Consider the following 24638-nt stretch of genomic DNA (forward strand, 5'->3'; position numbering starts at 1 on the left):
CGTCCTTTATCTCAGGTTTCCGGGGGTTAGCATGTAGATGACTGCGTCGTCGATGGGTTGGCCTTTGTAAGTGGATTTCACCCACCCTGCAATATCTGAAGCTTCGGACCCGAGTCCAAAATCTGCCATAGATGGGTGATCGACGAAAAACTGCACCTGCCCGGCGGACACAAGTGCCTTGAATCGTTCGAGCGTTGGCGACGGATCATGACCCGCCCAACCGCCGATGGCCATGATCGGTCTTCCGGTTGTGAGTTGAATCAGCGCCGCGTCTTCTGCAGGGAAGGTTGCAGCAAGCCATTTGCTGCTGCTATTCCCCGTGCCTAATGTTTGGAGCATTCTGGCGCTCGGTGCTACACCCTCACTGATGTGGGCGACCCAATTTGGCTCCTGGTTCGAGCGGATGCTCTGGATTAGTCGGGAAATTGAGTTCGGATCCCGGCCCACGGGGCCTGACGTAGGCTGGGTTCCAGTTATCGGGTGCGATGCCGTCACGATATCGGAAGCGAGCTGTCCTGACACGAGGGACGCAATGACCAGTGCCCACGTCACGCCCGGGCGTCCCTGAGGCGCTAAGAGCAGCCACCTGGCCGAGGCGATGAGCGACAGGCACATTAATGCGAGGGGCATCCACCAGGCCCAAGTGTCTGAATATTGCATGACCCGAACCCCCATGTAGCCGGTCGACACGAGAAGAACAACGCCGAATAGCCGTCCGATTGGGGCGTGTGACCTCAGCCAGATCAATCGAAAAACTATGGCGATGACGACGGATTCGGGAATGGCCAGAGAGTAGGTGTAGTAGGGGTGGCCTGACGAAGCCATGAAGCTCAGCAGCAACCAAGCTAAGGTGAGCCACATCGCGGCGGCAAGCGCCATCAGACGTTCCTGTCTGCTGACGAACGACTTATTCAGGGCGGCTACGAGGAGCAGCGAGATGAGCGCCGTGGGCAAGAGCCAGCCGATTTCTGGAGCGAAGTCTGCATTGAAGAGACGGCTGAACCCACCGTCGTAGGGCGTTCCGACCGACGCAGCAGAGCCGAGGGAGCCATCCCCTTGGGTTATCCTTCCGAGTCCGTTGTAGCCGAAGGCCAAATCCAGAACGCTGTTGGACTGGGATCCGCCGACATAGGGGCGCTGGGAGGAGGGGGTCAATTCAACCACAGCGACCCACCAACCAGCCGAAGCAACTAAGGCGGCGAGAGCGGCCAGCAGCTTAATCAGTCGGTCGCGAACGTTCCCAGCGCCCAGTAAGAGTAGAGCGAAGGCAAGGGCTGGAACAGGTATGAGCCCCTGAAACTGCTTCGTCAGGAATGCAAGCCCGAAGGAGGTTCCGCAAAGCAAGTACCACCGCCAAGAACCTTTAGTGCCGGCGCGGATTGCAGCGTAAAAACCTGCAGCAGTCATGAAGCCCATCATCGGCTCTGGATTATCGTAGCGACTCATCAAGAAGAAGACCGGAGTCGTGCCGCAGAGAATAGCGGCGACGAATGCAATAGTGGCAGGAAAGACGCGACGGACTGCGGCGAACACCAGGGCCACCGTGGCCGTTCCGAGAAGTGCCTGTGGGGCGAGAAGGCTCCAAGGGGCCAGTCCGAACGTCTTTATAGATAGGGCCATGGGCCACAGGGCCAAAGGAGGCTTGTCTACCGTGATGGCGTTGCCCCAATCGAGGGAGCCGAAAAGGAATGATCCCCAGTCCTGAGAAGCGGCCTGGGCCGCAGCAGCGTAGTAGGGGTTTGCCCACCCGTTCAGAGGGAGGTCCCAAAGGTAGGCAGCCGCCGTGAGCACCAATAGCCCTTTGAACAGCCACCGTTCCCTCGCCGTTCGTCGGTCGCGTACTAGCGCTTGCTGAACGTTGGTGCTTACCGGAATCACTCTTGCTGTCCGCGGGCTGCTCATGGATGTAATTTCCTTCTCCAACTCGCAGGAGCTTACGGGCGTGTGTAATACGTTGGTCTCGACGTCGGTGGGCTCCTACCGCAACCAACTCCGCCACAGTACTCAGCCCCGAAGCACGGTGACCACAGGCGGCAGGAGAATCGAGTACACCAAACTGCGATCCAAGTAGTGACGAGCCCCTGAGCCTCTTGTGAGACTCTGAAGAGGTTCTATCGGGGGGAAACATGATGTGGGTGCAAGCAGTTCCGGTATACGGACTGGCGGCCGTTCTAATTCTCGTCCCAGGAGCGGCGGCTCTTCGTTTGATGGGCGTCTCCTGGGTTTGGAGTGTCAGTTTGGGGCCCGCAGCGTCTCTCGGACTTGAGACGGCGGCTCTCGTGGTGTGCTGGATCTTCCGGGTGCCTTGGAACCCCCTTACCGTCTTATTACTCCTATTGGTGACTGCGGCACTCGTGTGGTGGGCGCATCGAATTTCAGCGGTGAAATGGCCCAGAGCCTTCAGTTCTCCGGCCATCCGCTTCAGCCGGGCAGAGGGCGCTGCCGCAGTAGTCGCGATTGCTGTCTGCTACGTGCGCTTTGCTCAGATCATCAGGAGCCCGGACGCGATCTCACAGGGCATAGATGCTCCCTTCCACGTAAATCTTGTCCGTCTCATTCTTGACAATCAGGAGATAGGGCCTTTCATTTCGGCGAAACTGATAAGTTCGGCTCAGGTCTACCCTCCTCTGTGGCACGGTGTGGCTGCGCTCATCGTGCAGATGACGGGGGCATCGATTCCGCTCGCTTCTAATGCGCTAAATGGAGCCGTCGTGGCTGTTGCTTGGCCGCTCTCGGTCCTTGCGCTGACTCGATGCCTCACAGGGGCGAGGGCAGCTGCCTTGATACCGGCCGCCTTCACGACAGCCGCAGCATATGCCTTCCCCTGGACTCCCATTCAAGGGCAATGGTCCGATGTAGGAGCCCTCTTCCCGTTCACGATGTCAACGTCGATCTTGCCTGTCGTGATCCCATTAGTGGCCAGAATGTTCGGCTTTCTCCGAGAATCATTTCTGTCACGTTCGATGGCTAGTATCATGTTGGCGGCGACCATGGCCGCCCTTGCTATGAGCCAACCTTCTGGTGTTGCCGCTGCTGGAGCAATCTGCGGATCACTTATAACCGCCCTACTGGTACGCAGATTCGTTTGGGAATTGCGTGCACGGTCGCCATTTGTCCGGCATCTCCGGCTACTCGTCGTCGGCCTGCTCTTCGGAGTTGCGTTCTTTACATTCTGGATTTTGGCCAGACCTACCCCTGTTGTGGGGTGGGGGGCATTCACCGATCCCTGGAGGGCGTTCGCAGGCGCCTTGCTCAACGCACCGCTCAATGGCCCTGTTCCGTGGGTCACTGCTCTTGCCTCACTTGCTGGCCTGATTGTCGCCCTAGCCCTGCGATGCTGGTGGTTCGTTGCTCCCTATATCGGCATGCTGTATATCTACCTGGTCGGTGCGGCATCAGGCAACCAGGTCTTCCGCGCATTTACTATCGGTGCTTGGTGGGGTGACAACGAACGTACGGCAGCAATGCTCCCTATGTTTACTGTCGCCTGTGTGGGCCTTTCCGCCGGAGCGATGGCGGCGTGGGTTGGCCGTCAGAGAAGCGAAAGAAGTTGGAACCAGCCAGCCTTGGCAGAATCGACGATGACAGCACTTGTCGCGGTCCCCATTCTGCTGGGCGCTCTGGTCTTTCCTGGGGAAAGGCCGCACGATCCCGCTCGCGCAACTTCTTTCGGAGTGTGGGCAACATCACCAATCCTCACGTCAGACGAATTGACTCTGTTGGGGCGTCTAGATCGATTTGTTCCGGTTGGAAGTGTTATTGCAAACGACCCATGGGACGGGAGTTCGATGGCTTATGCTCTCACTGATCGAAAAGTTCTCTTTCCTCACGCCTACCTTGGCGCCGATCCAGAGCGCGTCATAGTGGCCAGTTCGTTGCACGATGCAGAGCCGGGATCCGCAGTGTGTCGGGCGCTGGGTCGGCTTCATGCTCAGTACGCGCTCGACTTCGGTGGTCACCTTATTGATCCTTATCGACCCGAGATCGTCGACTTTTCCGGTTTTCAGGGTCTCAGCGAATCGAAGAGTTTCCAACTCCTGGACAGCCAAGGAAGCGCTCGGCTCTACAAGATCGTAGGCTGCAATTATCACTGAATGAGTTATTTCGAAGGGATTGGGTTCCGCCCAATCCCTTCGCTCTCGCCCTTATGCCGCTTCGCTGAGCCGGGCGGCTTCGATGTCGGCACGAGGGGGCCGAGCTGTCCTCCGCGTCCTGAAGACCCAAGCCTTGAGGAGGGCGAAGCGAAGGACCGTCGCCAGGATGTTCGCCACCATAAGCGTTACGAGCTCGGCGGTTGCGGCGGGCCGCACCATCAGTGCATGGAGCCCAAGGAGCGACGATGAGGTCAGCCCCCATGCGAGGCCGAAGACGATGAGCCCTTGGAACTGCTGGATCCCGTAGTGCTCAGGCCCGCTGATGCCGAATGTGAACCGGCGGTTCGCCGCCGTGTTGAGCACCGCAGTGATGAGCAGGGCTGCGAAGTTTGCCGCCTGCGCTCCGGCCATCGGCTGAATCATCAGGTACAGAACCGCGTATGCGAGCGTCGAGAAAACGCCGATGGCACCGAAACGGAGCACCTGCCCGAAGAACGACGGCGTCCCGACCGGGAGGAGGGGGCGTCGCCCGAGTTCGGCGTAGATCGCGGTGAGCGGGACCTTTCCACGGGTCAGCGAGGAAGCCACCCGGACGATCCCGCAGATGTCGTCAAGCGCAGTCTGTTTGATGTTGACGCTGCTCGTGGGATCGTCCGTCCAATCGACTGGGATCTCGTGGATCCGTAGGCCGGCTCGCTCGGCGAGGACGAGCAGCTCTGTGTCGAAGAACCATGAGTTGTCCTCGACGTGGGGGAGCAGCGCTCGGGCCACCTCGGTTCGCACCGCCTTGAACCCACACTGCGCATCCGAGAACCTCACGCCAAGGGCTCCGTGCAGCATCGCGTTGTAGGTCCGCGAAATGAACTCCCGCTTGGGCCCGCGCACAACCCGTGAATCGCGACGGAGCCGCGTACCGATAGAGATGTCCGAATGCCCGGAAAGCAACGGGGCGATGAGTGGTGGGAGAGCCGCGAGGTCGGTGGAGAGGTCGACGTCGAGGTAAGCCACCACCTCGGCGGGCGAGGCCTCCCAAGCGTCGCGCAGCGCATAGCCGCGGCCCTTCTTGGCGAGACGGCGGTAGACGACGGCGTCGTATCGGTTGGCAAGCGCCTCGGCAATTGCCGGGGTGCGGTCCGTACTCGCGTTGTCCGCGATCGTCACACGCCACGGCACGTGGAAAGCCTCGTCGAGGTACTCCACAAGAGTGGTCACGCACGCCTCGAGGCTGAGCTCTTCATTGAAGACTGGAACGACGATGTCGATTGCCAGGCCCCCAGTGACTCTGGTCATGGCGAACAAGCTAACTGCTGCAAACAGGCGGGGCCATATATCCGAGCAAAGACGAGTACTGTCGCCGGAAAGGCAAGTAGCCCGTTTGTCACTCGCCTCAGTAGGCAGGGTGGGTTAATCGCGACGGCAGCCTTTGGCTCAATGGCGGACGAAAAGAGCGGACGTACCATCCGCGGCTGTCTCCTGCCAGTCGGGGCTCCGATGGAGGGATTGGGCAAGCCCATCATCTGGGGGGACTACGACGCATCCTGCACCCGTTAGCTCCTGATCGAGGTCGCCTTGTCCCTCAATGATTTGCTGGTCTTTGCGAATTCGCTCTGGCCCGTAGAGGTCGTTACGGGAATCGAGTGAAACTGTGACATCCGGGCGTTCTAATAGGATGAAGCCGCCGAGATCATAGGAATTGAACACTCTGCATCCAGTCGGGATCGAACTGATCACGGTCGTCGAGAATCGGCTGGGATCGGGGCGGCCGAGATGGCCAAGGCTCAACAATGCCATGACCGACGCTACGACGACAGCGACGGCGGCCCCTGGACCTAGGACGACGCGACGGCTGTAGATGTAGCGTCTTAGCGCTGGATGCGAGGCGAAATCAGCCAGGACGGGCAGAGCCAGCAATGTCAGAATCGGGAGAATTCGTATGGCGTCCACGCTGGCGATGACGCCGACGGTAAGGGCTCCGACGTGAACCAAATTCCTTCGGCGCACGGCCACAACTAACGCGCCGATCCCGAGGCCGAGCATGATGATCTGGGAAGGATTCGCAAGATTAATGTGCTGCCATTCGACAACGATGCCTTCCGAATCTTGTTGGACCTGCGCGGTCTGTGCCAGCAGGCCTGGACCGTAGGGGTTGAGGCAGGAAGCCGCGGTGGCTGTGAAGAGGGCGGCAATGCACCAAACTCCTCGCACACGAGTGCTGCGCCTGGCCAGCACGAGCGTTGCAACCGCAGCGATGATCGCGACCCCCAGAAGGGCGCCTGCATGCAGGTTGACCCAGACAACGGTGAGAAGGCCAATCGCCGCTAGGTTCCATGCGCGCGGGTGGTCGAGGAGCCGGTGGAGCAGCAGCACCAGTATTAGGACGGCGATGTAATCGATAAGCTGAGGCCGTGCCGAGAACCAGGCGATGAGCAGCGGCGAGGCAAGGAAGATCAACGCCCCAGCGACTATGGCACTTGCGCCTAGCTGGCGGGCTTGGAGTAGCACCAGCCCCGTGACGGCGGCGACCAAGGCGGCGCAGGCGAGAGCTGCTCCGGGAAGCGATGCGAACCGGTATGCGAGCGCGACGAAAACGTTGAAACCCCAGGAGTTAAGTGTCCAGGGCTGCCCGTGGACTGTCCAAGAGAAGGGGTCCGTACTGGGAATGCTTCCCTGCTGAATCGTGAGCAAGCCGGTGCGGATTTGCCAGAACGTGTCGGTTTCGGCCAGAGTCCCGGCTCTGAGCAATGCAAGCGGCAGAGTTGCCAGCCAGGCCAGCAACCATGGCCTTTGCTTGATCCAGACGGGGTCCAGAAAGCCATTGCAGCGTTGTCTTTTCTGGTCAGGAACGGATTCGCTAAATCTACCGTGAAGGGCATTCTGCTGCTGAGATGATCGCCATCTACCGCTGGTTGCTTTCGTGGTATCGCCCAAGATTTTCTCCTTCACGAGACTCTCGCAGGGTATCTCAGGAGCCAGTCAATTCCACGGTCCCCGACTCCAAGCGGCCGCCTGCTGGATCCTGTCATGCGAACAAACCTAGGGCCATTCCCGAGGCGTGGCACCGCGCTCCAGCTAAGAATGAGTACTATGCGCCCAGAACCAAGTAGCAGGGCCGGCCACTCGCCTCGAACCGCGAGAATACGCGGAAAAGTCGAGTACTCAGCACCCCCGACCAAGTGGTGCGTTCGATAGTTGCCTTTGGATACCGTCTGGCTCACGCCCCAGCTGGGGACCGTTTTCGCATCCGACGGAAAGCTGGAACTAGTGATCAAGAAACGCTCAATTGCGGTCGCCTCTGCGACCGCCTTCCTCGTCGCGGCCGGCGCTGGTGCGGCAGTGGCCGACACTGTCGGCTTCGATGGCGACTACGCCACCACGGGGACCCAGCACGCAGTCACTCTGGGAACCATTCCCTGCAATGTAGGGACGACAGCCACAATCGGCCTTTGGGCGAACCGCAACGGCCTAGGCACCGGAACGCAGACGTTCGCGAATGGGGCGTCCCTCTCTCCTTACGTCTCAGAGCCGGTGACCGGAGTGACTCTGGGCACTGCCCAAATGATCACCTTGCCGGGCAACTGGCAGAACCTCGGAAACAACGCCGTGAGCTCCGTGATGAGCGTGCCCTTGACCGTCACGCCTACCTCCACGGGTACCGTGAGCGAGACCCTCGGGCTCGGGCTTACTGGAAAAGGCTCCGGTGGGGGAACGATTAGCCGCGCAACGACGATGACGATCTCGTGGAACACGGACTGCTCGCCGAAGCCGCCGCCCGCGCCAGTCAACACGGCGCCGACGGCGCCCGGGGTCCCCGTGCCGAGCACGGTCGTTAATCAGGGCGCCTTCAGCCTCAATTGGGACGCCTCCACCGATGCAGAGGGCGACGCCTTCACCTACACCCTCCAAGGCAAGAACGCCTCGGGCACCGGCTGGCAGACCATTGAGAGTGGCCTGACGTCGCCGTCGTACTCGTTCACGACAGGCAACCCGGGCGAGGGCACCTGGGTCTACCAGGTCCAGGCGGTCGAGACCTCGACCAGTCCGGCTCTCTCGAGCGACTACAGCCAGTCTTCGGCAACCGTGACGGTCGACCGCACGGGGCCGAACGCCCCAATCGCCAGCACGGATACCGCCTCCGCCTACTTCGACGGCACGACGAACTGGTGGAAGGACAATGTCACCGTCAGCTTCGCGGGCAACGGCGACCCGGCGCTCGCAGACGGCTCGGCCGGTAGCGGCGTCGATCAGGTCTCGGGCCCGCAGTCGTTCTCGACTGAGGGCCCCTTCACGGCGATGGGCACGGCGACCGACGTCGCGGACAACATCTCGGCGGCGACGGTCGTCTCCGGCAAGATCGACAACCAGGATCCGACCGTCACTGCGACCTGTCCCTCGAACATCGTCATCGGCTCGGCCGCGACCGCCTCGTGGACGGCGGTCGACGAGAGCGACGGCTCGGGGATCCAAGGACCATCTACCGGGACGGTTGCCCTCGATACCTCCTCGGTCGGTAACCACACAGCGAACATCCCGGTTGGCGTCGCCAGCGACAACGTCGGCCACCCGAGTACCGAAGGGACCTGCACCTACAACGTGATCTACAACTTCGCAGGCTTCTTCCAGCCCGTCACCATGACTGGCATGAACGTCGTGAAGGCTGGCAGCGCCGTCCCGATCAAGTTCAGCCTGAACGGCAACTACGGCCTCGGCATCCTGCCGGCGGCGCCCCAGTTCTTGGCCAACGGAACGGCGTCCTCAGGAGCAACCATCACTGACACCGTCACCGCCGGCTCGAGCTCGCTGAGCTACGACCCGACGACCGACCAGTACGTCTACGTCTGGAAGACGGACAAGGCGTGGGCCGGCCAGAGCGGCACGCTGACGGTCACCCTCAACGACGGAACCAAGCACACGGCACAGTTCTCGTTCACCAAGTAAGAAACAACGACGACGGCGGGGCGGCTCACCAGCCGCCCCGTCGCTTTGTCATATCGGCCGCTTTGTCATATGGGTACTTACCTGAGTATCAGCCCTGTCACCTGCGTACCGGCGGAAAGCGACTAGGTGTAACTCCTCAGAGGAGACGCGTAGCAATTACTGAGGACAGGCCCCTCGTCTCTCGCTGTACTGGTCATAGGAAGGGCCGGAGGCGAGCAAGGATGCACGCAGCGGTCCGGACGGGGGTAGGAAAATGTCTGTCACCGTGGGCTTCTGGCCGGAGATTCTCTCCGTCACGCGTGCGAAGAGCGCGAACGATCGCGCCGAGTGGCTCGTGCTCGTTTCGCTTCACCCCGACGGAACACCGGGGGTAGGAGTCCGGATCGACGCTGAACCTGGAAAGCTGCTGCCGCCACAGGCCGTGCAGTGGGCTGTCGGGCACGTCAGGACTGATACCAAGTTGGAGAGCATTGTTGCAGTAGTCGACGCGGGTGTGGCGCCTGACCGGGCCGAGGCGATCCGCGGCGAGATCTCCCACGAGGCGGGGCGCTTCGGAATGAAGCTCCAGCCACTCCCAACTTTCCAGTAGGTAAGGCGCTGACTGACAGGTATTGCAGGATCTGTCAGTAAATTGTCAATGCGCGGCCTCCTCTTGTGCCCCCTTCCGGGTTCACCATTGGAGAAGGGTGATTCAAGAAGCTGGGTACCCTATTCGCTTGCGGGCAGACGCCTGATAGGACCTGAGCACGATGAGCAGCAGAGCTGATGATAGTTTGCGCGCCTTCCTGCGGCACGAGCACGGGCAGACTCCCGTCTTCCGTCCCGCAGAGCACTGGCCGCCGCCAACGCGGCTAGGAAGCAGGGACAACCGGGCGCTGCGAATGCGGGAGCATCTCCTGGGGAACCTGAGGGAAGCGGGGATGACCGACGACGAAGCCCGAGCCGAGGCCGAACGGATCTTGGCGGGGGACGTCTGGGGCGGCTGAGCAGGCTCGGTCAGAGCGGGCCGACGCCTTCGCGCGCCAGATCGTGGAGCAACTGGTGGTAGCTCGCGAGGGCGAGCGGCGGCGCCTGGTGCAGGTCGGCGAACGTAGCGCGCGGCCGGTCGACCCGGTAGAGGGCGAGGACGGCACGGTCTTCCTCATCATCGCCCAGAGTGTGGTATGCCCCGATCCGACACCCCGAGGCTAGCGCTTGCGCATATCGGCCCAGCCGGTCCACCGGCATCGGGTTGCCCGCCCTGTTCCAGATTCGGACGACATCCTGAGTGTCCAACATGGCCCAGCCCTCCTAGATCCTGCCGGTCGGTGCTTCAACTCTCCCAACTCGCCGTACTCACAAACCACACTTGTCCGTACTCGAATTTCGCACCCGACCACTGGTCTCATTGGACCACCGGAGAATCGCCTGTGAGGGACCTTCGGGGCGTGTCTTCAAACCACTCGAGAAGGCCGATGCGGGACGATGGGGGAGTGTCCCGCAACCGCCGCGCGTCACGATCTACCCGCCCTTCTACACCGATCACGGCCTGAACCTCGACCTCGCCGAACGGGTGTTCATCAACCAGGGCTGCACCTTCTTGGACTACGCGGGCATCCGTCTCGCCGAACGGGTCATGGTTGGCCCGAAGGCCACCTTCATCACAAGCGGCCACCCAGTCGACCCAGAGGAGCGGCGCATCTGGTTGACCGGCGCTCCCATCGTTGTCGAGGAGAACGTCTGGATCGGCGCGGGTGCGACGATCCTTCCCGGGGTCACGATCGGGCGGGATTCGGTGATTGCCGCGGGAGCGGTCGTGGCCGACGACGTCCCGCCGGCGAGCCTCGTCACAGGCACCAAGGCGAGCGTGCGCCGACAGTGGTGACGGCGGGGCAGGGTCAGCTTCTTCGCCCGCGCCCCGTAGACTGGTCCCGATGACTAGGCTCTTCGGAACGGACGGCGTCCGCGGGCTGGCCAATGGCCTGCTGGACGCGCAGTTGGCACTCAGGCTGTCCCAGGCGGCCGCCGTCGTGCTCGGACACCGCGAGGTTCCCGACGGCACGCGGCCCCGCGCCGTCGTCGCCCGGGACCCGCGCGCAAGCGGTGAATTCCTGAGTTCGGCGGTCGAAGCGGGCCTGGCGAGTGCGGGCGTGGACGTGTACAACGCAGGAGTCCTTCCGACCCCCGCGGCCGCATATCTCGTGGCTGACCTGAAGGCGGATTTCGGGGTCATGATCTCCGCCTCGCACAACCCGGCCCCGGACAACGGCATCAAGTTCTTCGCCCGAGGCGGCCACAAGCTTCCGGACGAGATCGAGGATGCGATCGAGGCCGAGCTCGCGTGCGAGCCGGTCCGGCCGACGGGCGACGGCGTCGGCCGCGTGCGCCGCTTCGCCGACGCCGAGGACCGCTACATCGTGCACCTCCTCACGACCCTCCCGCATCGCCTCGACGGGCTCACTGTCGTCCTCGACTGCGCGCACGGAGCGGCGTCCGGCTGCTCGCCGCAGGTGTTCAAGGACGCCGGCGCGAACGTGATCGTGATCGGCGCCGAGCCTGACGGAATTAACATCAACGAGGGCGTCGGATCGACGCACCTCGAGGCCCTCCAGGCCGCGGTGGTCGCCCACGGCGCCGACCTCGGTGTGGCGCACGACGGCGACGCGGACCGCTGCCTCGCCGTGGACCACGAGGGCAACGTCGTGGATGGCGACCAGATCATGGCCATCCTCGGGATCGCCCTCAAGCAGGATGGCCGGCTGCGCGAGGACGTGCTCGTCGCAACCGTCATGAGCAACCTCGGCCTCAAGATCGCCCTGCGCGAGGCAGGCATCACCGTCCGCGAGACCGCGGTCGGGGACCGCTACGTGCTCGAGGAGATGCGCGCCAACAACTACTCGCTCGGCGGCGAGCAGAGCGGCCACGTCATCTTCCTCGACTATGCGACGACGGGCGACGGCGTCCTGACCGGCCTCCAGCTCGCGGCCCAGATCGCGAAGACGGGCAAGCCGCTCAAGGAACTCGCCGCCGTCATGACCCGGCTTCCGCAGGTGCTCATCAACGTGAAGGGCGTCGACAAGTCTCGGGTCAAGGACGACGACGGCGTGAGCCTTGCCGTGGCGGAGGCCGAGGCGGAGCTCGGCGAGACCGGACGCGTCCTCCTGCGCCCCTCGGGCACCGAGCCCGTTGTGAGGGTCATGGTCGAAGCCGCGGACGAGGACACGGCGCAGGCGATCGCGCAACGGCTCGCCGCCGTCGTCGAACGTCGGCTTTCCCTCGCTCTCAACGACACGGAATCGGTGCGCCCGGCCTAGGCAGGCCGCCCCTCGGGGCGGCCCGCTCCAGTGCAGGGGCGCCTCATCAAAAGAAAAGACGGCCCCGCCATGATGACCCCTCACGAGACCCATACGAAGGAGATCCGACCTTGGCCTGCGCTCTGGGCGCTGGTCATCGGCTTCTTCATGATCCTGATCGACACGACCATCGTCTCGGTCGCAAACCCCTCGATCCAGACTGGGCTGTCCACGACCACAGACAACGTGATCTGGGTCACCAGCGCATACCTGCTCACGTACGCGGTCCCGCTGCTGGTGACGGGCCGGCTCGGTGACCGATTCGGGCCGAAGAACATCTACCTGATCGGCCTGGTGGTCTTCACCCTGGCCTCGCTGTGGTGCGGCCTGTCCAACCTCCTGCCGGGCAGCGGCATCGCGAACCTCATCATCGCCCGCGCGGTGCAAGGCCTCGGTGCCGGACTCATGACGCCGCAGACGATGGCCGTCATCACGCGCACCTTCCCGCCCGAGAAGCGTGGAACAGCCATGGCCCTCTGGGGCGCGACTGCAGGCTTCGCCACGCTCGTGGGCCCGATCCTCGGCGGCCTGCTCGTCGACGTCTTGGGCTGGGAGTGGATCTTCTTCATCAACGTCCCGATCGGCGTCGTCGCCTTCGTGATGGCCGCGATGCTGGTGCCCCGGCTCGAGACGCACAGCCATAGCTTCGACTGGCTGGGGGTGCTCCTCTCGGCGGCCGGCATGTTCTTCCTGGTCTTCGGCCTTCAGGAGTCGAACACCTACAACTGGAACGGCTGGGTGTGGGCGTCGGTGATAGCCGGTATCGCCTTCCTCGCGCTGTTCGTCCTCTGGCAGGCCCTGAACAGGAAGGAGCCCCTGCTTCCGCTCACGTTGTTCAAGGACCAGAATTTCTCGCTGGCGAATGCCGCGATCTCGGCGGTCGGCTTCGCGATCACCGCGATGTTCATCCCGCTGATCTACTTCTTCCAGGCCGTCCGCGGGATGACACCGCTCGAGTCCGCCCTCATGGGCACACCCTCAGCAGTGCTGACGATGATCCTCGCCCCGATCGCCGGTCGCCTCACGGACAGGGTGCATCCGCGCTACCTCGTCGTTCCGGGCGTGATCCTGGTCGGGCTCGGGATGTGGCTCTACTCCGCGATGCTCTCCCCGAGCATTGCGTGGGGCCTGCTGCTCGTGCCCTCATTCGTGATGGGCCTGGGCAGCGCGTTCATGTGGGGGCCGATCGCGACCACTGCGAACCGGAACCTGCCGCTGCGCGCAGCGGGTGCCGGTTCGGGCGTGTTCAACACGACCCGGCAGGTCGGCGCCGTCATCGGCTCGGCCGCGCTTGCCGCGCTGATGACCAACCGCATCAGCACGGACATCAAGGCCGCGCTCCCTCCCGGGAGCAAGGTCGCGGGGGGCCAGCTCACCACCTCGAACTCGACCGTCCTGCCAGCGTTCCTGCACGATGCCTTCACTCAGGCCATGAGCGAGACGCTCATCCTGCCCGCATCGGTCATCCTGGTCGCCGCAGTGTGCGCGCTCTTCTTCGTCAAACCCCACCACCTTCGCGCCGAGCAGGCGCAACCCGTCGGGCAGGCGGGGGATCAAGGCTCCCGCCCGGCATCAGCACGGGGCCAAATGGAGACTGACTAGTCGAGAAGGGGCCTGAGGCCGCCGAGCCGGCCCCTCGGAGCTTCCCGGATGGCACGCCTTAGCCGGGCGGCTGATCAGGATCCGATGCCCGTGAGGGTAGTGAAGACCCCGATGGCGCCGGCAACGGCCATGATGGCGGCAGTGGACCACCCGATGATGGTGGTCACCCTTCCGTTGGCGTATTCGCCCATGATCTTCCGGTCCCCGGAGACGAGCATGGTCACGATCAGGAACGGGGCGGCGGCAATGCCGTTGACCACGGCGACGAAGACCAACAGGCCGATCGGGTCGCTCAGGGCCAGGGCGAGCAGGATTCCGCCGATGATCCCGGCCCCCAGAAGGCTGTAGAAGACCCGGGCGTTGCGGGGGCTCCGGTCGAAGCCCCAACGGGTGCCCAGGAGCCCGGCGAGCCCGACCGAGCCCGAGCCTGCGAGGACCGGGATCGCGAGGAATCCGGTGCCGATAAAGCCTATCGAGAACAGCGCTTTCGCCGCTGGCCCGGCGACCGGCGCCAATGCCTTGGCTGCGTCCGCGGCGGTGGCGATCTGTACCCCATTCTTCCCGAGGGTCGCCGCGCTGGCAGCGATGATCGCGAACATGACCAGCACTGAGAAGGCCATCCCGGCGAAGACGTCCGCGCGGGCTGCTCGGAGCTTCTGCCTCGCCCGAGCGTCGCCGCGCTCGGGCAGGGCGACAGGGAGGTTCCCGCCGAGGTCCTCGGCACGCATCTCCTCGACGCGGTGCGCGGACTGCCAGAAGAACAGATAGGGGGAGATGGTCGTCCCCAGGACTCCGACGAGCAGACCGAGGTAGTCCCAGCTCCACCTGAACTGCACTCCGGCCAGACCGGCGAGGACATCGCCCCAATCGACCTTGGCGACGAACAGGACCGCGACGTAGGCCAGCAGGGCCAAGCACAGCCATTTGAAGACCTTCGCGATGACCGCGAACGAGCCCGTCATCAGGGTCACCGCGATCGCGCATCCGGCGACGGCGGCCCAAAGATGGTCTGGGCCGGCGCCGAGCAGTTCCATTCCCTGCCCTATGGCCATCAGGTCTGCTGCAATGTTCAGCGTGTTCGCGACCAACAAGGCCACAACGAGAATGCCGATGACGATTCGGGGCCGGCGGGAGAACTTCCTACGGATCAGAGTCCCCAAGGGCTCTCCGGTGGCGAGGGCGGTCCGGTCTGAGATCTCCTGGACGGAGATCATCATCGGCAGCGTCACGGGAGCCGTCCAGAGCATCCCGTTGCCGAAGGTAGCCCCCGCCTGCGCATAGGTCGCAACTCCCGAAGGGTCGTCGTCGGCCGCCCCGGTCACCAGACCCGGCCCCAGGAGCCGCAGGTACCGCCGGAGACGCCCCTCCTGCACAGCCTCCTCAACAGCCACCCTCTGCTCAAGGCCATCTGGGGTGCGACTGTCTGCCTCCGTCATAGGGCCCCTCTCGTCGACTGAACAAAAATTCGCATCGCAAGTGGCCGTTTACCCCGGGGGAGGCAGGCCAAGCAGTGGGCCCTCGCTCAGGGCAGCCGACGGCGATAGGCAGCTGACGCTACGGCATGCGGTCCGCGCTCCGGATTGAGTCGTCCCTGAGAGTGGTCCGTGGTTTCGACGTTGGGATCCGCCAGAGCCCGACCACGTAGCTTCCCAGAGCGAGGGCGAAGAGCGAGGCCATGATCATCGAGCTGAAGTCCTCGCCGTAGTTCAGGAAGCTCCCACCATTGAAGCCGGCGCCTAGAACCGCTAGGAATCCAACCGTCGTACTGACGACGGCGGCGCGGCTCCCGCTGCGCGTCGCAGCGAGCAGCGCGGCCAGGGCCATCAGGACCAATGCCAGTCCCAGGCCCGCGTGCAGGGCGAGCCAGATGCCACCGTGGGCGAGTGCCCATGCGACGCTCTGAGTGACGCCGCTGAAGTATTCGGGTGGCTTGGCTCCCGGGTGGCTGTCGGGGACCTTGACGAATAGGTTCACGGCCATACCTAGCAGGAATTGGCACAGGAGTGCGAAGGAGAGCACCAGTTCGAGGCCGCGAACTGTGCGGAGCCGACCGGTCCCCGCGCGCGGTGCTGCTCGCCGGCCGTTCCTCGCGGGCTCTCTTCTTGTAGCGGACATGGCGCGATGCTACTTCTCGTTGAGGCTTGGGGACGAGGCTTTGCCCGCCATTCACCCCTAGTCTGGGTCCATGCGCCAGCCGCCGCCCGCCGTCGTCCGTCAGGCCCTTCTCAGGCCCGCGCTTGTCCGAGGAGTGCAGCGCCTCAGCGCCGCACTCGGCCGGGCGGGCAGCGCACTCCAACCGCCGCAGGCCCGGTTCCTCCAGCTTACCGGCGGTGTCGGCTCGATCATGCTCATGCGCGCGGCGGTCCAGACGGGGCTCGTCGAGCCTCTCGCGCACGGCCCGCTCACGGCTGGAGCGATCGCGGCCCAGCTCGGGCTCCACGCCGATACCGTTCACCGGGTGCTCCGGGGGCTGGCCGTGTACGGGCTGACCCGCCTCGACCGGGCTGGCCGGTTCTCGCTCACCAAGACCGGACGTCTGCTCCTCGACAGCCACCCGCACACGATGGCCGGCTGGATCCGGTACATGACCTCGCCGATGGTCATCGAAGGCTGGTCGCGGCTTCCCGAGACGCTGCGCGACGGCCGTCCCGCCTTCAACGCGGCGACGGGGACCACGATCTGGGAGCACCTCGCCCAGCATCCCGACGAGGAGGAGGGCTTCGCGCGGACGATGCGCGAGCTCACCCTCATGGCGGCGCCGCTCATCGTCGCAGCGTATCCCTGGCCTGAGGAAGGGACGGTCTGCGACGTGGGCGGCGGCGTGGGATCGATGCTCGCGGAGGTGCTGCGGGCGCGGCCGGGGCTCTCCGGTCTTCTCGTCGACCAGGTAGGCCCGCTCGGTGGGGCGGGGGAGTATCTGGCGTCGCGGGGCGTGGAGGGGCGCGTAACCACGGTCGAGGGCGACCTGTTCGAGGGGTTCGCGGCAAGCGCCGACATCTACCTGCTCAAGGACGTCCTGCATGATTGGGACGACGAGCAGTGCGCCCGGATCCTCAGGACGGTCCGCGCCGCAGCTCCCGCCGGAGCCCGGCTGCTCGTGCTCGAGTGGCTTCAGGAGCCCAATCGCGCCGAATTCCCGGTCTCGATCTCGGACATCATGATGCTCGCCCAGACCGAGGGCAGGCAGCGCTCGGCCGAGGAGTTTTTTGCCCTCGCGGCGCCAGCGGGTTTCGCGCCGGGCCGCGTCGTCGACACGGGGGCCTACGGACTCGTCGAGCTCGTCGCCGTGTGAGGCTTAGCCGACGCCCTCGGACTGCAGCCGCTTCGCGACGTCCTGCGGCATGGTCGAACAGCCGTCCGAATTGCCCTCGGTGGCCGCGTGATCCGCAGCGGTGTCCGTGATCCCGATCGTCTTGACGGCCGCCTGCCAGCCGCCCATCCCGTCGAGCTGCCGCGGCACCCAGACGTTTGCCGCGCCGTTGATGAGGTCCACGGCCTCCGGGTTCGCGGTCGCGCTGATGTCGAGCCCCCCGGTCGGCGCGCGCCGGACGTTGTCCGGGTCCGGCAGCACGCCCATGAGCTGCTCTGACTCGTACTGCGTGAGCTGCGAGGGCGGCGCGTTGAAGTAGTACCAGCTCGCCGCGCAGATCCCGAACAGCTTCGGCCCGAACTGCGCGTAGTTGAGGTACAGCTCCATGATCCGTTCCTTCGGCATGAGGAAGTCGAACTCCTCGGAGAGCCCGGCCTCGATGCCCTTGCGGAGCGGGTCCTGGCTCGGCCACAGGAAGATGTTCTTCACGAGCTGCTGAGGGACTGTGGAGCCACTGGGGTCTGGCTGCCCGGAGGTGAACGCTTGGGCGCGGGCCATGAAGTCGTCGATCGAGAAGCCGCCGGCTCGCGTGCCGAGCTGCTCGTCCTCGTGGGCGATCACGGATGCGATCGTGTAGCGGCTGATGTGGTCGATCGAGACGTACTGGTAGACCGTCGGGCCACCGGCCTCGAGCATGAACGCGGTGCGCGAGGGAGTGATCCAGTTGTACGCGATCGTCGTGACGAGGCTCCCGAGGATCGCGATGACTGCCAGGATTGCGGTGAGCCGGAGGGCCCGCCGGAACCGGCCGCGCGGCTTCTTGGCCTTGCCGGCCTTGGACTTCGGCGGCCGGGGGACGCGTGGCAGCCGCCCTCGCCCACGCCGCTCACGAGGCTCGTCGTCCTCCGGCTCGAAGGGAGTGAGAGCCGGCATACGACGGCGGTCCCTCCAGCCCTGCTGAGAGGGCGCCGAGGGCTCTGCCTCCACAGGGCCCAGAGGCGTGATCCCGCGTCCGCGGAGGCGGGGAGGAGGCAGCGGCGTCGTGTCGGCCTGGTAGTCCATGGTGAGCGGGCTCCTGGGGGTAGCGAGATGGGTCCCATGGAGAGGGCGGGCCGGGTCAGTCTAGGCGAAGAACCTCAAAGCGAGCGGCCGCCCACCTCGAAAGGGGGGCGGCCGTCGTCGTGCGTTTCGGTTGGGGGAGCCGCTCAGCGCTCGCGGGCAGTGAGCGCGTCGCGGATCTCGGTGAGGAGCGCGATCTGGGGCTCGACCGGCTCGTCGGCGGTCTTGTCGTGGATGCCGAGACGGCGGTTGCGGCGCTCGATGAGGTGGTTCATCGGCATGACGATCAGGAAGTAGATGGCCGCCGCGACAATGATGAAGTTCACGACGGCGGTGAGGAACACGCCGATCTTCACGGGGCCGAACACGAGGAAGTTGTCGAAATTGGGCTGCCCCACGATCACGGAGATGATCGGCATGAGGACGTTCTGGACGAGGGCGGTAACGACCGTGTTGAACGCGGCGCCCATGATGACTGCCACCGCAAGGTCTAGGACGTTGCCCTTCATGATGAAGGCTTTGAATCCGTTGAGCATGCCGCCAAGGGTAACGTGGGCATAGCGGACGTTATGTGAATTCGGGGTGATCATCTGGTGCGTGTCACCGGCGTATGCCCCAGTCGGAATCAGACCTTGCGAAGAAGCATCCGCCGGATCGAGTGGTCCGCGTCCTTGCTCAGAACGAGCTGGGCCCTGCCGCGGGTCGGCAGGACGTTCTGGACGAGGTTCGGCTCGTTGATCGATTTCCAGATGCCGCGCGCCGTCGAGATGGCCTCCGTGTCCGAGAGCGAGGCGTAGCGGTGGAAGTAGCTCTCCGGCTGGGCGAAGGCGCCGGACCGGAGCTTGAGGAAGCGCTGGACGTACCACTCCTCGATCGAGCTCGTCTTGGCATCGACGTAGATCGAGAAATCGAAGAAGTCGCTCAACGCCAAGCCGGTCGTGCCGTCGAGTCGGGGCCGCGCGGGGGCTAGGACGTTGAGGCCTTCGACGATGAGCACGTCCGGCCGGCGCACCACGACCTCGCGGCCCGGAACGATGTCGTACGTCAGGTGCGAGTACCACGGCGCGCGCACTTCCTCCGCGCCGGACTTGATCTCGGCCACGAACCGCAGGAGGGCTCTGCGGTCGTACGACTCGGGGAAGCCCTTGCGGTCGAGCAGCCCGCGGCGCGTGAGTTCCGCGAGCGGGTACAGGAACCCATCGGTGGTGATGAGCTGCACATCGGGTGTGGAGGGCCAACGGCGAAGCATCTCGCGCAGCACGCGGGCGATGGTGGATTTCCCGACGGCGACCGATCCCGCTACGCCTATAACGAACGGAGTGCGCTGCGTTTTCTCTCCGAGGAACGTCTGGGTCGCGCTGTGCAGCTGGCCCGAAGCCTCGACGTAGAGCGAGAGCAGGCGGCTGAGCGGGAGGTAGACCTCGCGGATCTCGCGGAGGTCAAGGGGGTCGCCGAGACCGCGCAAACGGTCGATGTCCTCTTGGTTGAGAGGCTGCTCCATGCGGTTCGCGAGCTGGGACCAGCGCGCGCGGTCGAGCTCGACAAAGGGAGTGGCCCCGTCGCCGTCGAACTCGTTCCTGTCCAGATTCACTCAGGTGATTCTGCCAACCCGCTCGCCCTGAGCGAAATACGCTGGCAAATGAGTCCCCGGTAGGATGTTCGGCATGTGTGGAATCGTTGGCTACGTCGGTAGTGTTCGCGAGCGCAGCGATGCGGGGGACCTGGACGGAGACTATTGCGCCCTTGACGTCGTGATCGAGGGCCTGCGCCGCCTCGAGTATCGGGGCTACGACTCGGCGGGCGTCGCCGTCGTCGCCGATGGCACTGTCCAGTCTCGGAAGAAGGCCGGCAAGCTCGCCAACCTCATCGCCGAGCTCGAGGAGCACCCGCTGCCCTCGACGCTCACCGGCATCGGGCACACCCGGTGGGCCACCCACGGCGGCCCCACGGACGCGAACGCCCACCCGCACCTTGCCGATGAGGGGCGCCTCGCCGTCATCCACAACGGCATCATCGAAAACTACGCCGAGCTCAAGCAGGAGCTGCTCGCGAAGGGTGTGAAGTTCGAGTCCGAGACGGACACCGAGGTCGCCGCCGCGCTCATCGGAGACTTCTACCGCGGAGCGGCCGACGGCGACATCACCAAGGCGATGCAGCTCGCCGCCCAGCGCCTCGAGGGAGCGTTCACGCTCCTCGCCGTGCACGCGGAGCAGCCCGGCGTCGTCGTCGCCGCCCGCCGGAACTCGCCCCTCGTCGTCGGCCTCGGCGACGGGGAGAACTTCCTCGGATCAGACGTCTCGGGCTTCATCGACCACACGCGCCGCGCCGTCGAACTCGGCCAGGACCAGATCGTGACGATCACGCCCGACTCGTTCGAGATCACCGACTTCTATGGACGCCCTGCCCAGGGCAAGGAGTTCGAGGTCTCGTGGGACGCCGCGTCCGCGGAGAAGGGCGGTTTCCCGTCCTTCATGGAAAAGGAGATCCACGACCAGCCGGCCGCGGTGCACGACACCCTCCTTGGCCGCTCCGACACGCGGGGCCGCCTCATCCTCGACGAACTCCGGATCGATCCCGCCGAGCTCAAGCAGGTCAACAAGATCATCGTCCTCGCGTGCGGCACGGCCGCCTATGCGGGCATGGTCGCCAAGTACGCGATCGAGAACTGGTGCCGAATCCCCACGGAGGTCGAGCTCGCGCACGAGTTCCGCTACCGCGACCCGATCGTGGACAAGAACACGCTCGTGGTCTCGATCAGCCAGTCCGGCGAGACCATGGACACGCTCATGGCGGTCCGGTACGCGCGCGAACAGGGCGCTAAGACTGTGTCGATCTGCAACACGAACGGCTCGACCATTCCGCGCGAGTCGGACGCCGTGCTCTACACGCACGCGGGCCCCGAGATCGCCGTCGCCTCGACCAAGGCGTTCCTCGCCCAGATCACGGCCGCGTACCTCCTCGGCCTCTATCTCGCACAGCTGCGCGGCAACATCTTCTCCGGCCAGATCAAGGATGTCCTCGCCGACCTGAACAAGATCCCCGAGAAGATCCAGCGGGTCCTCGACACGACCGGCCCCCTCCGCGAGCTCGCTCGGAGCATGAAGGACGAGAAGTCCGTGCTCTTCCTCGGCCGCAACGTCGGTTACCCGGTCGCGCTCGAGGGTGCCCTCAAGCTCAAGGAGATCGCGTACCTGCACGCGGAGGGCTTCGCCGCCGGCGAGCTCAAGCATGGTCCGATCGCGCTCATCGACGAAGGTCAGCCCGTGTTCGTCGTCGTGCCGTCGCCGCGCGGGCGCGATTCGCTGCACTCGAAGGTCGTCTCCAATATCCAGGAGGTGCGGGCCCGCGGGGCGCGCACGCTCGTGATCGCGGAGGAAGGCGACGAGGCTGTGCGCGAGTACGCGGAGCACGTCGTGTACGTGCCGGAGACCCCGCCGCTGCTCATGCCGCTGCTCACGACCGTCCCGCTGCAGATCTTCGCCGCCGAACTCGCGGCAGCGAAGGGCTTCGACGTGGACCAGCCGCGAAACTTGGCCAAGTCGGTCACCGTCGAGTAACCCCCCCACCCCCTTCCGTTTCGGGTACGCCAACTCCCCTCCCTACGCGTCTCGGGTACGGATATCCCGCTGCCTGCGCGTCTCGGGTACGGATATCCCGCTGCCTGCTCGTCTCGGGTACGGAAACTCGCCTCGGCCCTATCCGTCGGGGTGAGTTGGCGTACCCGAAACGGATTTGGGCGCGAGTTGGCGTACCCGAAACGGTTTTCGGCGTGAGTTGGCGTACCCGAAACGGACGCGGGGGCGGGGCTAGCGCGAGGCGAGCAGCCCCTTCACGTAGGCGGCCTGGCCGACGTGCTGAGTCGCGTCGTTGAGGATGCTGACAAGCCGCACGGCCGCGGTGACGGGCGGGTCCCACCGTCGGTCCACGACCTTCCCGAGGTCCTCGGCCGAGATTCCGTGAAGAATCTCAACAGCCCGCTTATGAACAGCATCCTGATATTCCCCGAGCAGCTGCGGTTCGATCTGCGGAAACGCCGCGACCTCCTCCGGACTGTGACCATAGCCCGTGGTGGCCTCGGGGTACGGCGTGCCGATCCGCGCGCGCCAACTGGCCCAAAGTTGGCCGGGCGGCATGGAAAAGTCGCGTCCGGCAGGCGGCTCCGCCCCGCCCAGCGTGTGGGCGAGCGCCGCGAAATGGTCGTCCGTGATCCGGGTGAGGTGCCACAGGATCCACCCCACGGAATTCGTCTCAGGCGAAGGCTGCTCAACGAGCCGCGCCGGCGAGAGGCCGAAAACAACACGCTCGACGCTCTCCCGGACTCGACCGAAGCCGTCCTCGAGGATGCTGATGGCCCAGTTCTGCTCCTCTGTCATGGGGCCAACCCTAGCCCCGTCCGACCGCCCAAGTGGAGGGCAGGCTGACGATACAGTAGCCCCATGGCTATCATCGGCATCGGCGTTGACGTCGTGGACATCGACCGGTTCGAGCGGCAGCTCGAGCGAACTCCCGGCCTGAGGGATCGTCTCTTCGTCCCGGCCGAGCGCGAGCTCCACCCACGCTCGCTGGCCGCTCGCTTTGCCGCGAAGGAAGCCGTCGCCAAAGTGCTCGGCGCACCGGCGGGCATGAACTGGCAGGACTGCTGGATCGGCCTCGACGCGTCCGGGCCGACAATCCAAATCAAGGGGACTGTCCTCGCCGTCGCGCAGGACCGCGGCGTCCGCACCTGGCACCTGAGCATGTCGCACGACGGCGGGATCGCCACCGCGATGGTCGTCGCCGAGGGCTGAGGCAGTGCTGAGGGCCTTCACCGGCAGCCAAGTCCGCGACGCCGAACGCCCGCTCCTCGAGCGAGGCATGGGACGCGACCTCATGGCCCGCGCCGCCCACGGACTGTACCGTTCCCTGGTCGCCGAGCTGCGCCGCACCCGAGGTGGGCTGTACGGGGCGCGGGTCACCGCCGTCGTCGGCAAGGGCAACAATGGAGGCGACGCCCTCTTTGCACTCGCCGAGCTCGCTGGCAGGGGAGTGCGGACGACGGCGATCCTCGCCTCCGGTTCGGCCCATACCGAGGGTCTCGCAGCCTTTCTTGCAGCGGGTGGTCGCGTGGAGCGGACGCTCGGGCGAGCTGACATCGTCGTCGACGCCGTGCTCGGCACGGGTGCGAGCGGCGACTACCGTGCGCCTTTCCCGCGCCCGGAAGGGATCGTCGTCGCCTGCGACCTCCCCTCCGGAGTCGACGCAGACTCGGGGACGGCGTCGCCCGAGGTGTGGCGCGCGGACGTGACCGTGACGTTCGGCGCGCTCAAGAGCGGCCTTCTGGCCGGCCGCGGCCGGGCACTGGCGGGGCGCGTGGAAGTCATCGACATCGGGATCGGCGAGTATCTTCCCCAGCCGGACGTGTACGTCCTCGAGGCTGAGGATGTCCGGGGCGTCCTTCCGGAGCCGCGTGACGACTGGCAGAAGTACACGCGTGGGGTGCTGGGCGTCATTGCGGGTTCGGACCAGTACCCAGGAGCAGCCGTCCTCACCACTTCAGCGGCTCTCGCTACCGGCGTGGGGATGGTGCGTCACATTGCGCCCGAGAGCGTACGCCGCGCAGTCCTCGCCGCTCATCCTGAGGTTGTCGCATCGGGCTCGCCAGAGGGCCGGGTGCAGGCTTGGGCCGTGGGGCCGGGAATAGGCGACGACGCCGGTCAGCAGAGCGCCTTCGACGTCGCCTTGGACTCGGGCTTGCCCATCGTGGTGGATGCCTCCGGACTCAACCGCATCCCCGGGCCGCCGTTGGACGGTCGGGCAGTCCTCACACCGCATGCCGGCGAGCTCGCCCGCGTCCTATCTCGGCTCGGCCTCGACGTGGAACGGCCCGAGGTCGAGGAGCGGCCGATCCGGTGGGCCAGGCTTGCCGCCGAACGGCTCGGCGCAACAGTGCTGCTCAAAGGGCCCGCGACAGTCTGTGCCGCGCCGGACGGAACAGTCTGTGTCCAGGCTGTGTCACATCCGTACCTCGCGACAGCCGGTTCCGGTGACACGTTGACGGGAATTGTTGGAGCCCTCCTTGCGACGACCTCTTATGCGCGGCCCGTGCACGTCGCAGCGGCGGCAGCCATGGTCCACGGACGGGCTGGCCGGATCGCGGCCGAGGGCGGTCCCTTCGGAGCCGGTGAGCTTTCGGCAGCCGTACGGCAGGCGGTTGCAGCGTTTCAAGGAGGCGTTCCGGAGGCTCCGCTCGGGGCCGCGGTAGACCTGCCCTTCGCCGGCCGGTAGAACTGGGCACGGGCATGCAGGCGCATGCTCGCCAACTCAGGA

At 65.1% G+C, this 24638-nt stretch carries 21 protein-coding genes; 11 read left to right on the plus strand and 10 right to left on the minus strand.

The annotated features are described in order from the left end of the window. Positions 1-6: 6 nt before the first annotated feature. Positions 7-1902, minus strand: a complete 1896-nt coding sequence (locus L0M17_RS05050) for an ArnT family glycosyltransferase (protein ID WP_241052270.1) — start codon at positions 1900-1902, stop codon at positions 7-9. A gap of 227 nt (positions 1903-2129) precedes the next feature. Here L0M17_RS05050 and L0M17_RS05055 point away from each other — a divergent pair, with 227 nt between their 5' ends. Then, on the plus strand, positions 2130-4094 hold the full coding sequence (locus tag L0M17_RS05055; RefSeq protein WP_308196907.1) for a DUF6541 family protein: 1965 nt from the start codon (positions 2130-2132) through the stop codon (positions 4092-4094). Between the two features lie 51 nt (positions 4095-4145). Here the strand turns inward: L0M17_RS05055 and L0M17_RS05060 are convergent, their stop codons facing one another. Together L0M17_RS05060 and L0M17_RS05065 are read right to left on the minus strand one after the other, a co-directional pair. Continuing rightward, complete coding sequence (locus tag L0M17_RS05060; RefSeq protein ID WP_241052280.1) at positions 4146-5384, minus strand: bifunctional glycosyltransferase family 2/GtrA family protein; 1239 nt, start codon at positions 5382-5384, stop codon at positions 4146-4148. Between the two features lie 138 nt (positions 5385-5522). After that, the gene (locus L0M17_RS05065) at positions 5523-7022 is read right to left on the minus strand and encodes a hypothetical protein (protein ID WP_241052282.1); all 1500 of its coding nucleotides are present in this window, start codon (positions 7020-7022) and stop codon (positions 5523-5525) included. A gap of 333 nt (positions 7023-7355) precedes the next feature. Here L0M17_RS05065 and L0M17_RS22640 point away from each other — a divergent pair, with 333 nt between their 5' ends. The 3 genes from L0M17_RS22640 (at position 7356) to L0M17_RS05080 (ending at position 10015) form a co-directional block, all read left to right on the plus strand. Continuing rightward, complete coding sequence (locus L0M17_RS22640; RefSeq protein WP_241052289.1) at positions 7356-9029, plus strand: PxKF domain-containing protein; 1674 nt, start codon at positions 7356-7358, stop codon at positions 9027-9029. A 253-nt stretch (positions 9030-9282) separates the two neighbouring features. Then, the gene (locus L0M17_RS05075) at positions 9283-9618 is read left to right on the plus strand and encodes a hypothetical protein (RefSeq protein WP_241052291.1); all 336 of its coding nucleotides are present in this window, start codon (positions 9283-9285) and stop codon (positions 9616-9618) included. A 160-nt stretch (positions 9619-9778) separates the two neighbouring features. Further along, positions 9779-10015, plus strand: coding sequence for a hypothetical protein (locus tag L0M17_RS05080; RefSeq protein ID WP_241052293.1), 237 nt, complete (start codon positions 9779-9781; stop codon positions 10013-10015). 10 nt (positions 10016-10025) lie between these two features. On the opposite strand, the gene L0M17_RS05085 is transcribed toward L0M17_RS05080, so the two are convergent. Continuing rightward, positions 10026-10307 carry a hypothetical protein gene (locus L0M17_RS05085; RefSeq protein WP_241052295.1) on the minus strand — a complete coding sequence of 94 codons (282 nt, stop codon included), beginning with the start codon at positions 10305-10307 and terminating at the stop codon, positions 10026-10028. 109 nt (positions 10308-10416) lie between these two features. Between L0M17_RS05085 and L0M17_RS05090 the strand changes: the two genes are divergently transcribed. The 3 genes from L0M17_RS05090 to L0M17_RS05100 all read left to right on the plus strand — a co-directional run bounded on the left by L0M17_RS05090 (position 10417) and on the right by L0M17_RS05100 (position 13963). Then, the gene (locus L0M17_RS05090; protein ID WP_241052297.1) at positions 10417-10893 is read left to right on the plus strand and encodes a DapH/DapD/GlmU-related protein; all 477 of its coding nucleotides are present in this window, start codon (positions 10417-10419) and stop codon (positions 10891-10893) included. Positions 10894-10942: 49 nt separating this feature from the next. Beyond that, the gene (gene glmM / locus L0M17_RS05095; protein WP_241052301.1) at positions 10943-12322 is read left to right on the plus strand and encodes a phosphoglucosamine mutase; all 1380 of its coding nucleotides are present in this window, start codon (positions 10943-10945) and stop codon (positions 12320-12322) included. A gap of 69 nt (positions 12323-12391) precedes the next feature. Continuing rightward, complete coding sequence (locus tag L0M17_RS05100; RefSeq protein WP_241052311.1) at positions 12392-13963, plus strand: DHA2 family efflux MFS transporter permease subunit; 1572 nt, start codon at positions 12392-12394, stop codon at positions 13961-13963. A gap of 74 nt (positions 13964-14037) precedes the next feature. Here the strand turns inward: L0M17_RS05100 and L0M17_RS05105 are convergent, their stop codons facing one another. Further along, entirely contained in the window at positions 14038-15354 is a 1317-nt protein-coding gene (locus L0M17_RS05105) for an Nramp family divalent metal transporter (protein ID WP_241052317.1), read from the minus strand. A 163-nt stretch (positions 15355-15517) separates the two neighbouring features. Continuing rightward, the gene (locus L0M17_RS05110) at positions 15518-16078 is read right to left on the minus strand and encodes a hypothetical protein (RefSeq protein ID WP_241052320.1); all 561 of its coding nucleotides are present in this window, start codon (positions 16076-16078) and stop codon (positions 15518-15520) included. Positions 16079-16148: 70 nt separating this feature from the next. Between L0M17_RS05110 and L0M17_RS05115 the strand changes: the two genes are divergently transcribed. After that, a complete protein-coding gene (locus L0M17_RS05115) occupies positions 16149-17255 on the plus strand; it encodes a methyltransferase (RefSeq protein WP_241052334.1) in 1107 nt (368 codons plus the stop codon). Positions 17256-17258: 3 nt separating this feature from the next. Here the strand turns inward: L0M17_RS05115 and L0M17_RS05120 are convergent, their stop codons facing one another. The 3 genes from L0M17_RS05120 to coaA all read right to left on the minus strand — a co-directional run bounded on the left by L0M17_RS05120 (position 17259) and on the right by coaA (position 19923). Further along, positions 17259-18335: a transglycosylase domain-containing protein gene (locus tag L0M17_RS05120; protein ID WP_241052342.1), complete on the minus strand. Its 1077-nt coding sequence runs from the start codon at positions 18333-18335 to the stop codon at positions 17259-17261. A 143-nt stretch (positions 18336-18478) separates the two neighbouring features. Then, the gene (gene mscL, locus L0M17_RS05125) at positions 18479-18868 is read right to left on the minus strand and encodes a large conductance mechanosensitive channel protein MscL (RefSeq protein WP_241052345.1); all 390 of its coding nucleotides are present in this window, start codon (positions 18866-18868) and stop codon (positions 18479-18481) included. An 89-nt stretch (positions 18869-18957) separates the two neighbouring features. Next, positions 18958-19923, minus strand: coding sequence for a type I pantothenate kinase (gene coaA / locus L0M17_RS05130; RefSeq protein ID WP_241052347.1), 966 nt, complete (start codon positions 19921-19923; stop codon positions 18958-18960). A 73-nt stretch (positions 19924-19996) separates the two neighbouring features. On the opposite strand from coaA, the gene glmS reads away from it, so the two are divergent. Next, positions 19997-21889, plus strand: coding sequence for a glutamine--fructose-6-phosphate transaminase (isomerizing) (glmS, locus tag L0M17_RS05135; protein WP_241052348.1), 1893 nt, complete (start codon positions 19997-19999; stop codon positions 21887-21889). Between the two features lie 249 nt (positions 21890-22138). On the opposite strand, the gene L0M17_RS05140 is transcribed toward glmS, so the two are convergent. Next, the gene (locus L0M17_RS05140; protein WP_241052350.1) at positions 22139-22705 is read right to left on the minus strand and encodes a mycothiol transferase; all 567 of its coding nucleotides are present in this window, start codon (positions 22703-22705) and stop codon (positions 22139-22141) included. 63 nt (positions 22706-22768) lie between these two features. On the opposite strand from L0M17_RS05140, the gene L0M17_RS05145 reads away from it, so the two are divergent. Then, a complete protein-coding gene (locus L0M17_RS05145) occupies positions 22769-23119 on the plus strand; it encodes a holo-ACP synthase (RefSeq protein WP_241052352.1) in 351 nt (116 codons plus the stop codon). Positions 23120-23123: 4 nt separating this feature from the next. Beyond that, on the plus strand, positions 23124-24596 hold the full coding sequence (locus tag L0M17_RS05150) for an NAD(P)H-hydrate dehydratase (protein ID WP_241052354.1): 1473 nt from the start codon (positions 23124-23126) through the stop codon (positions 24594-24596). Positions 24597-24638 lie beyond the last annotated feature (42 nt).

Source organism: Sinomonas terrae, from assembly GCF_022539255.1.
Lineage (GTDB): Bacteria > Actinomycetota > Actinomycetes > Actinomycetales > Micrococcaceae > Sinomonas > Sinomonas terrae.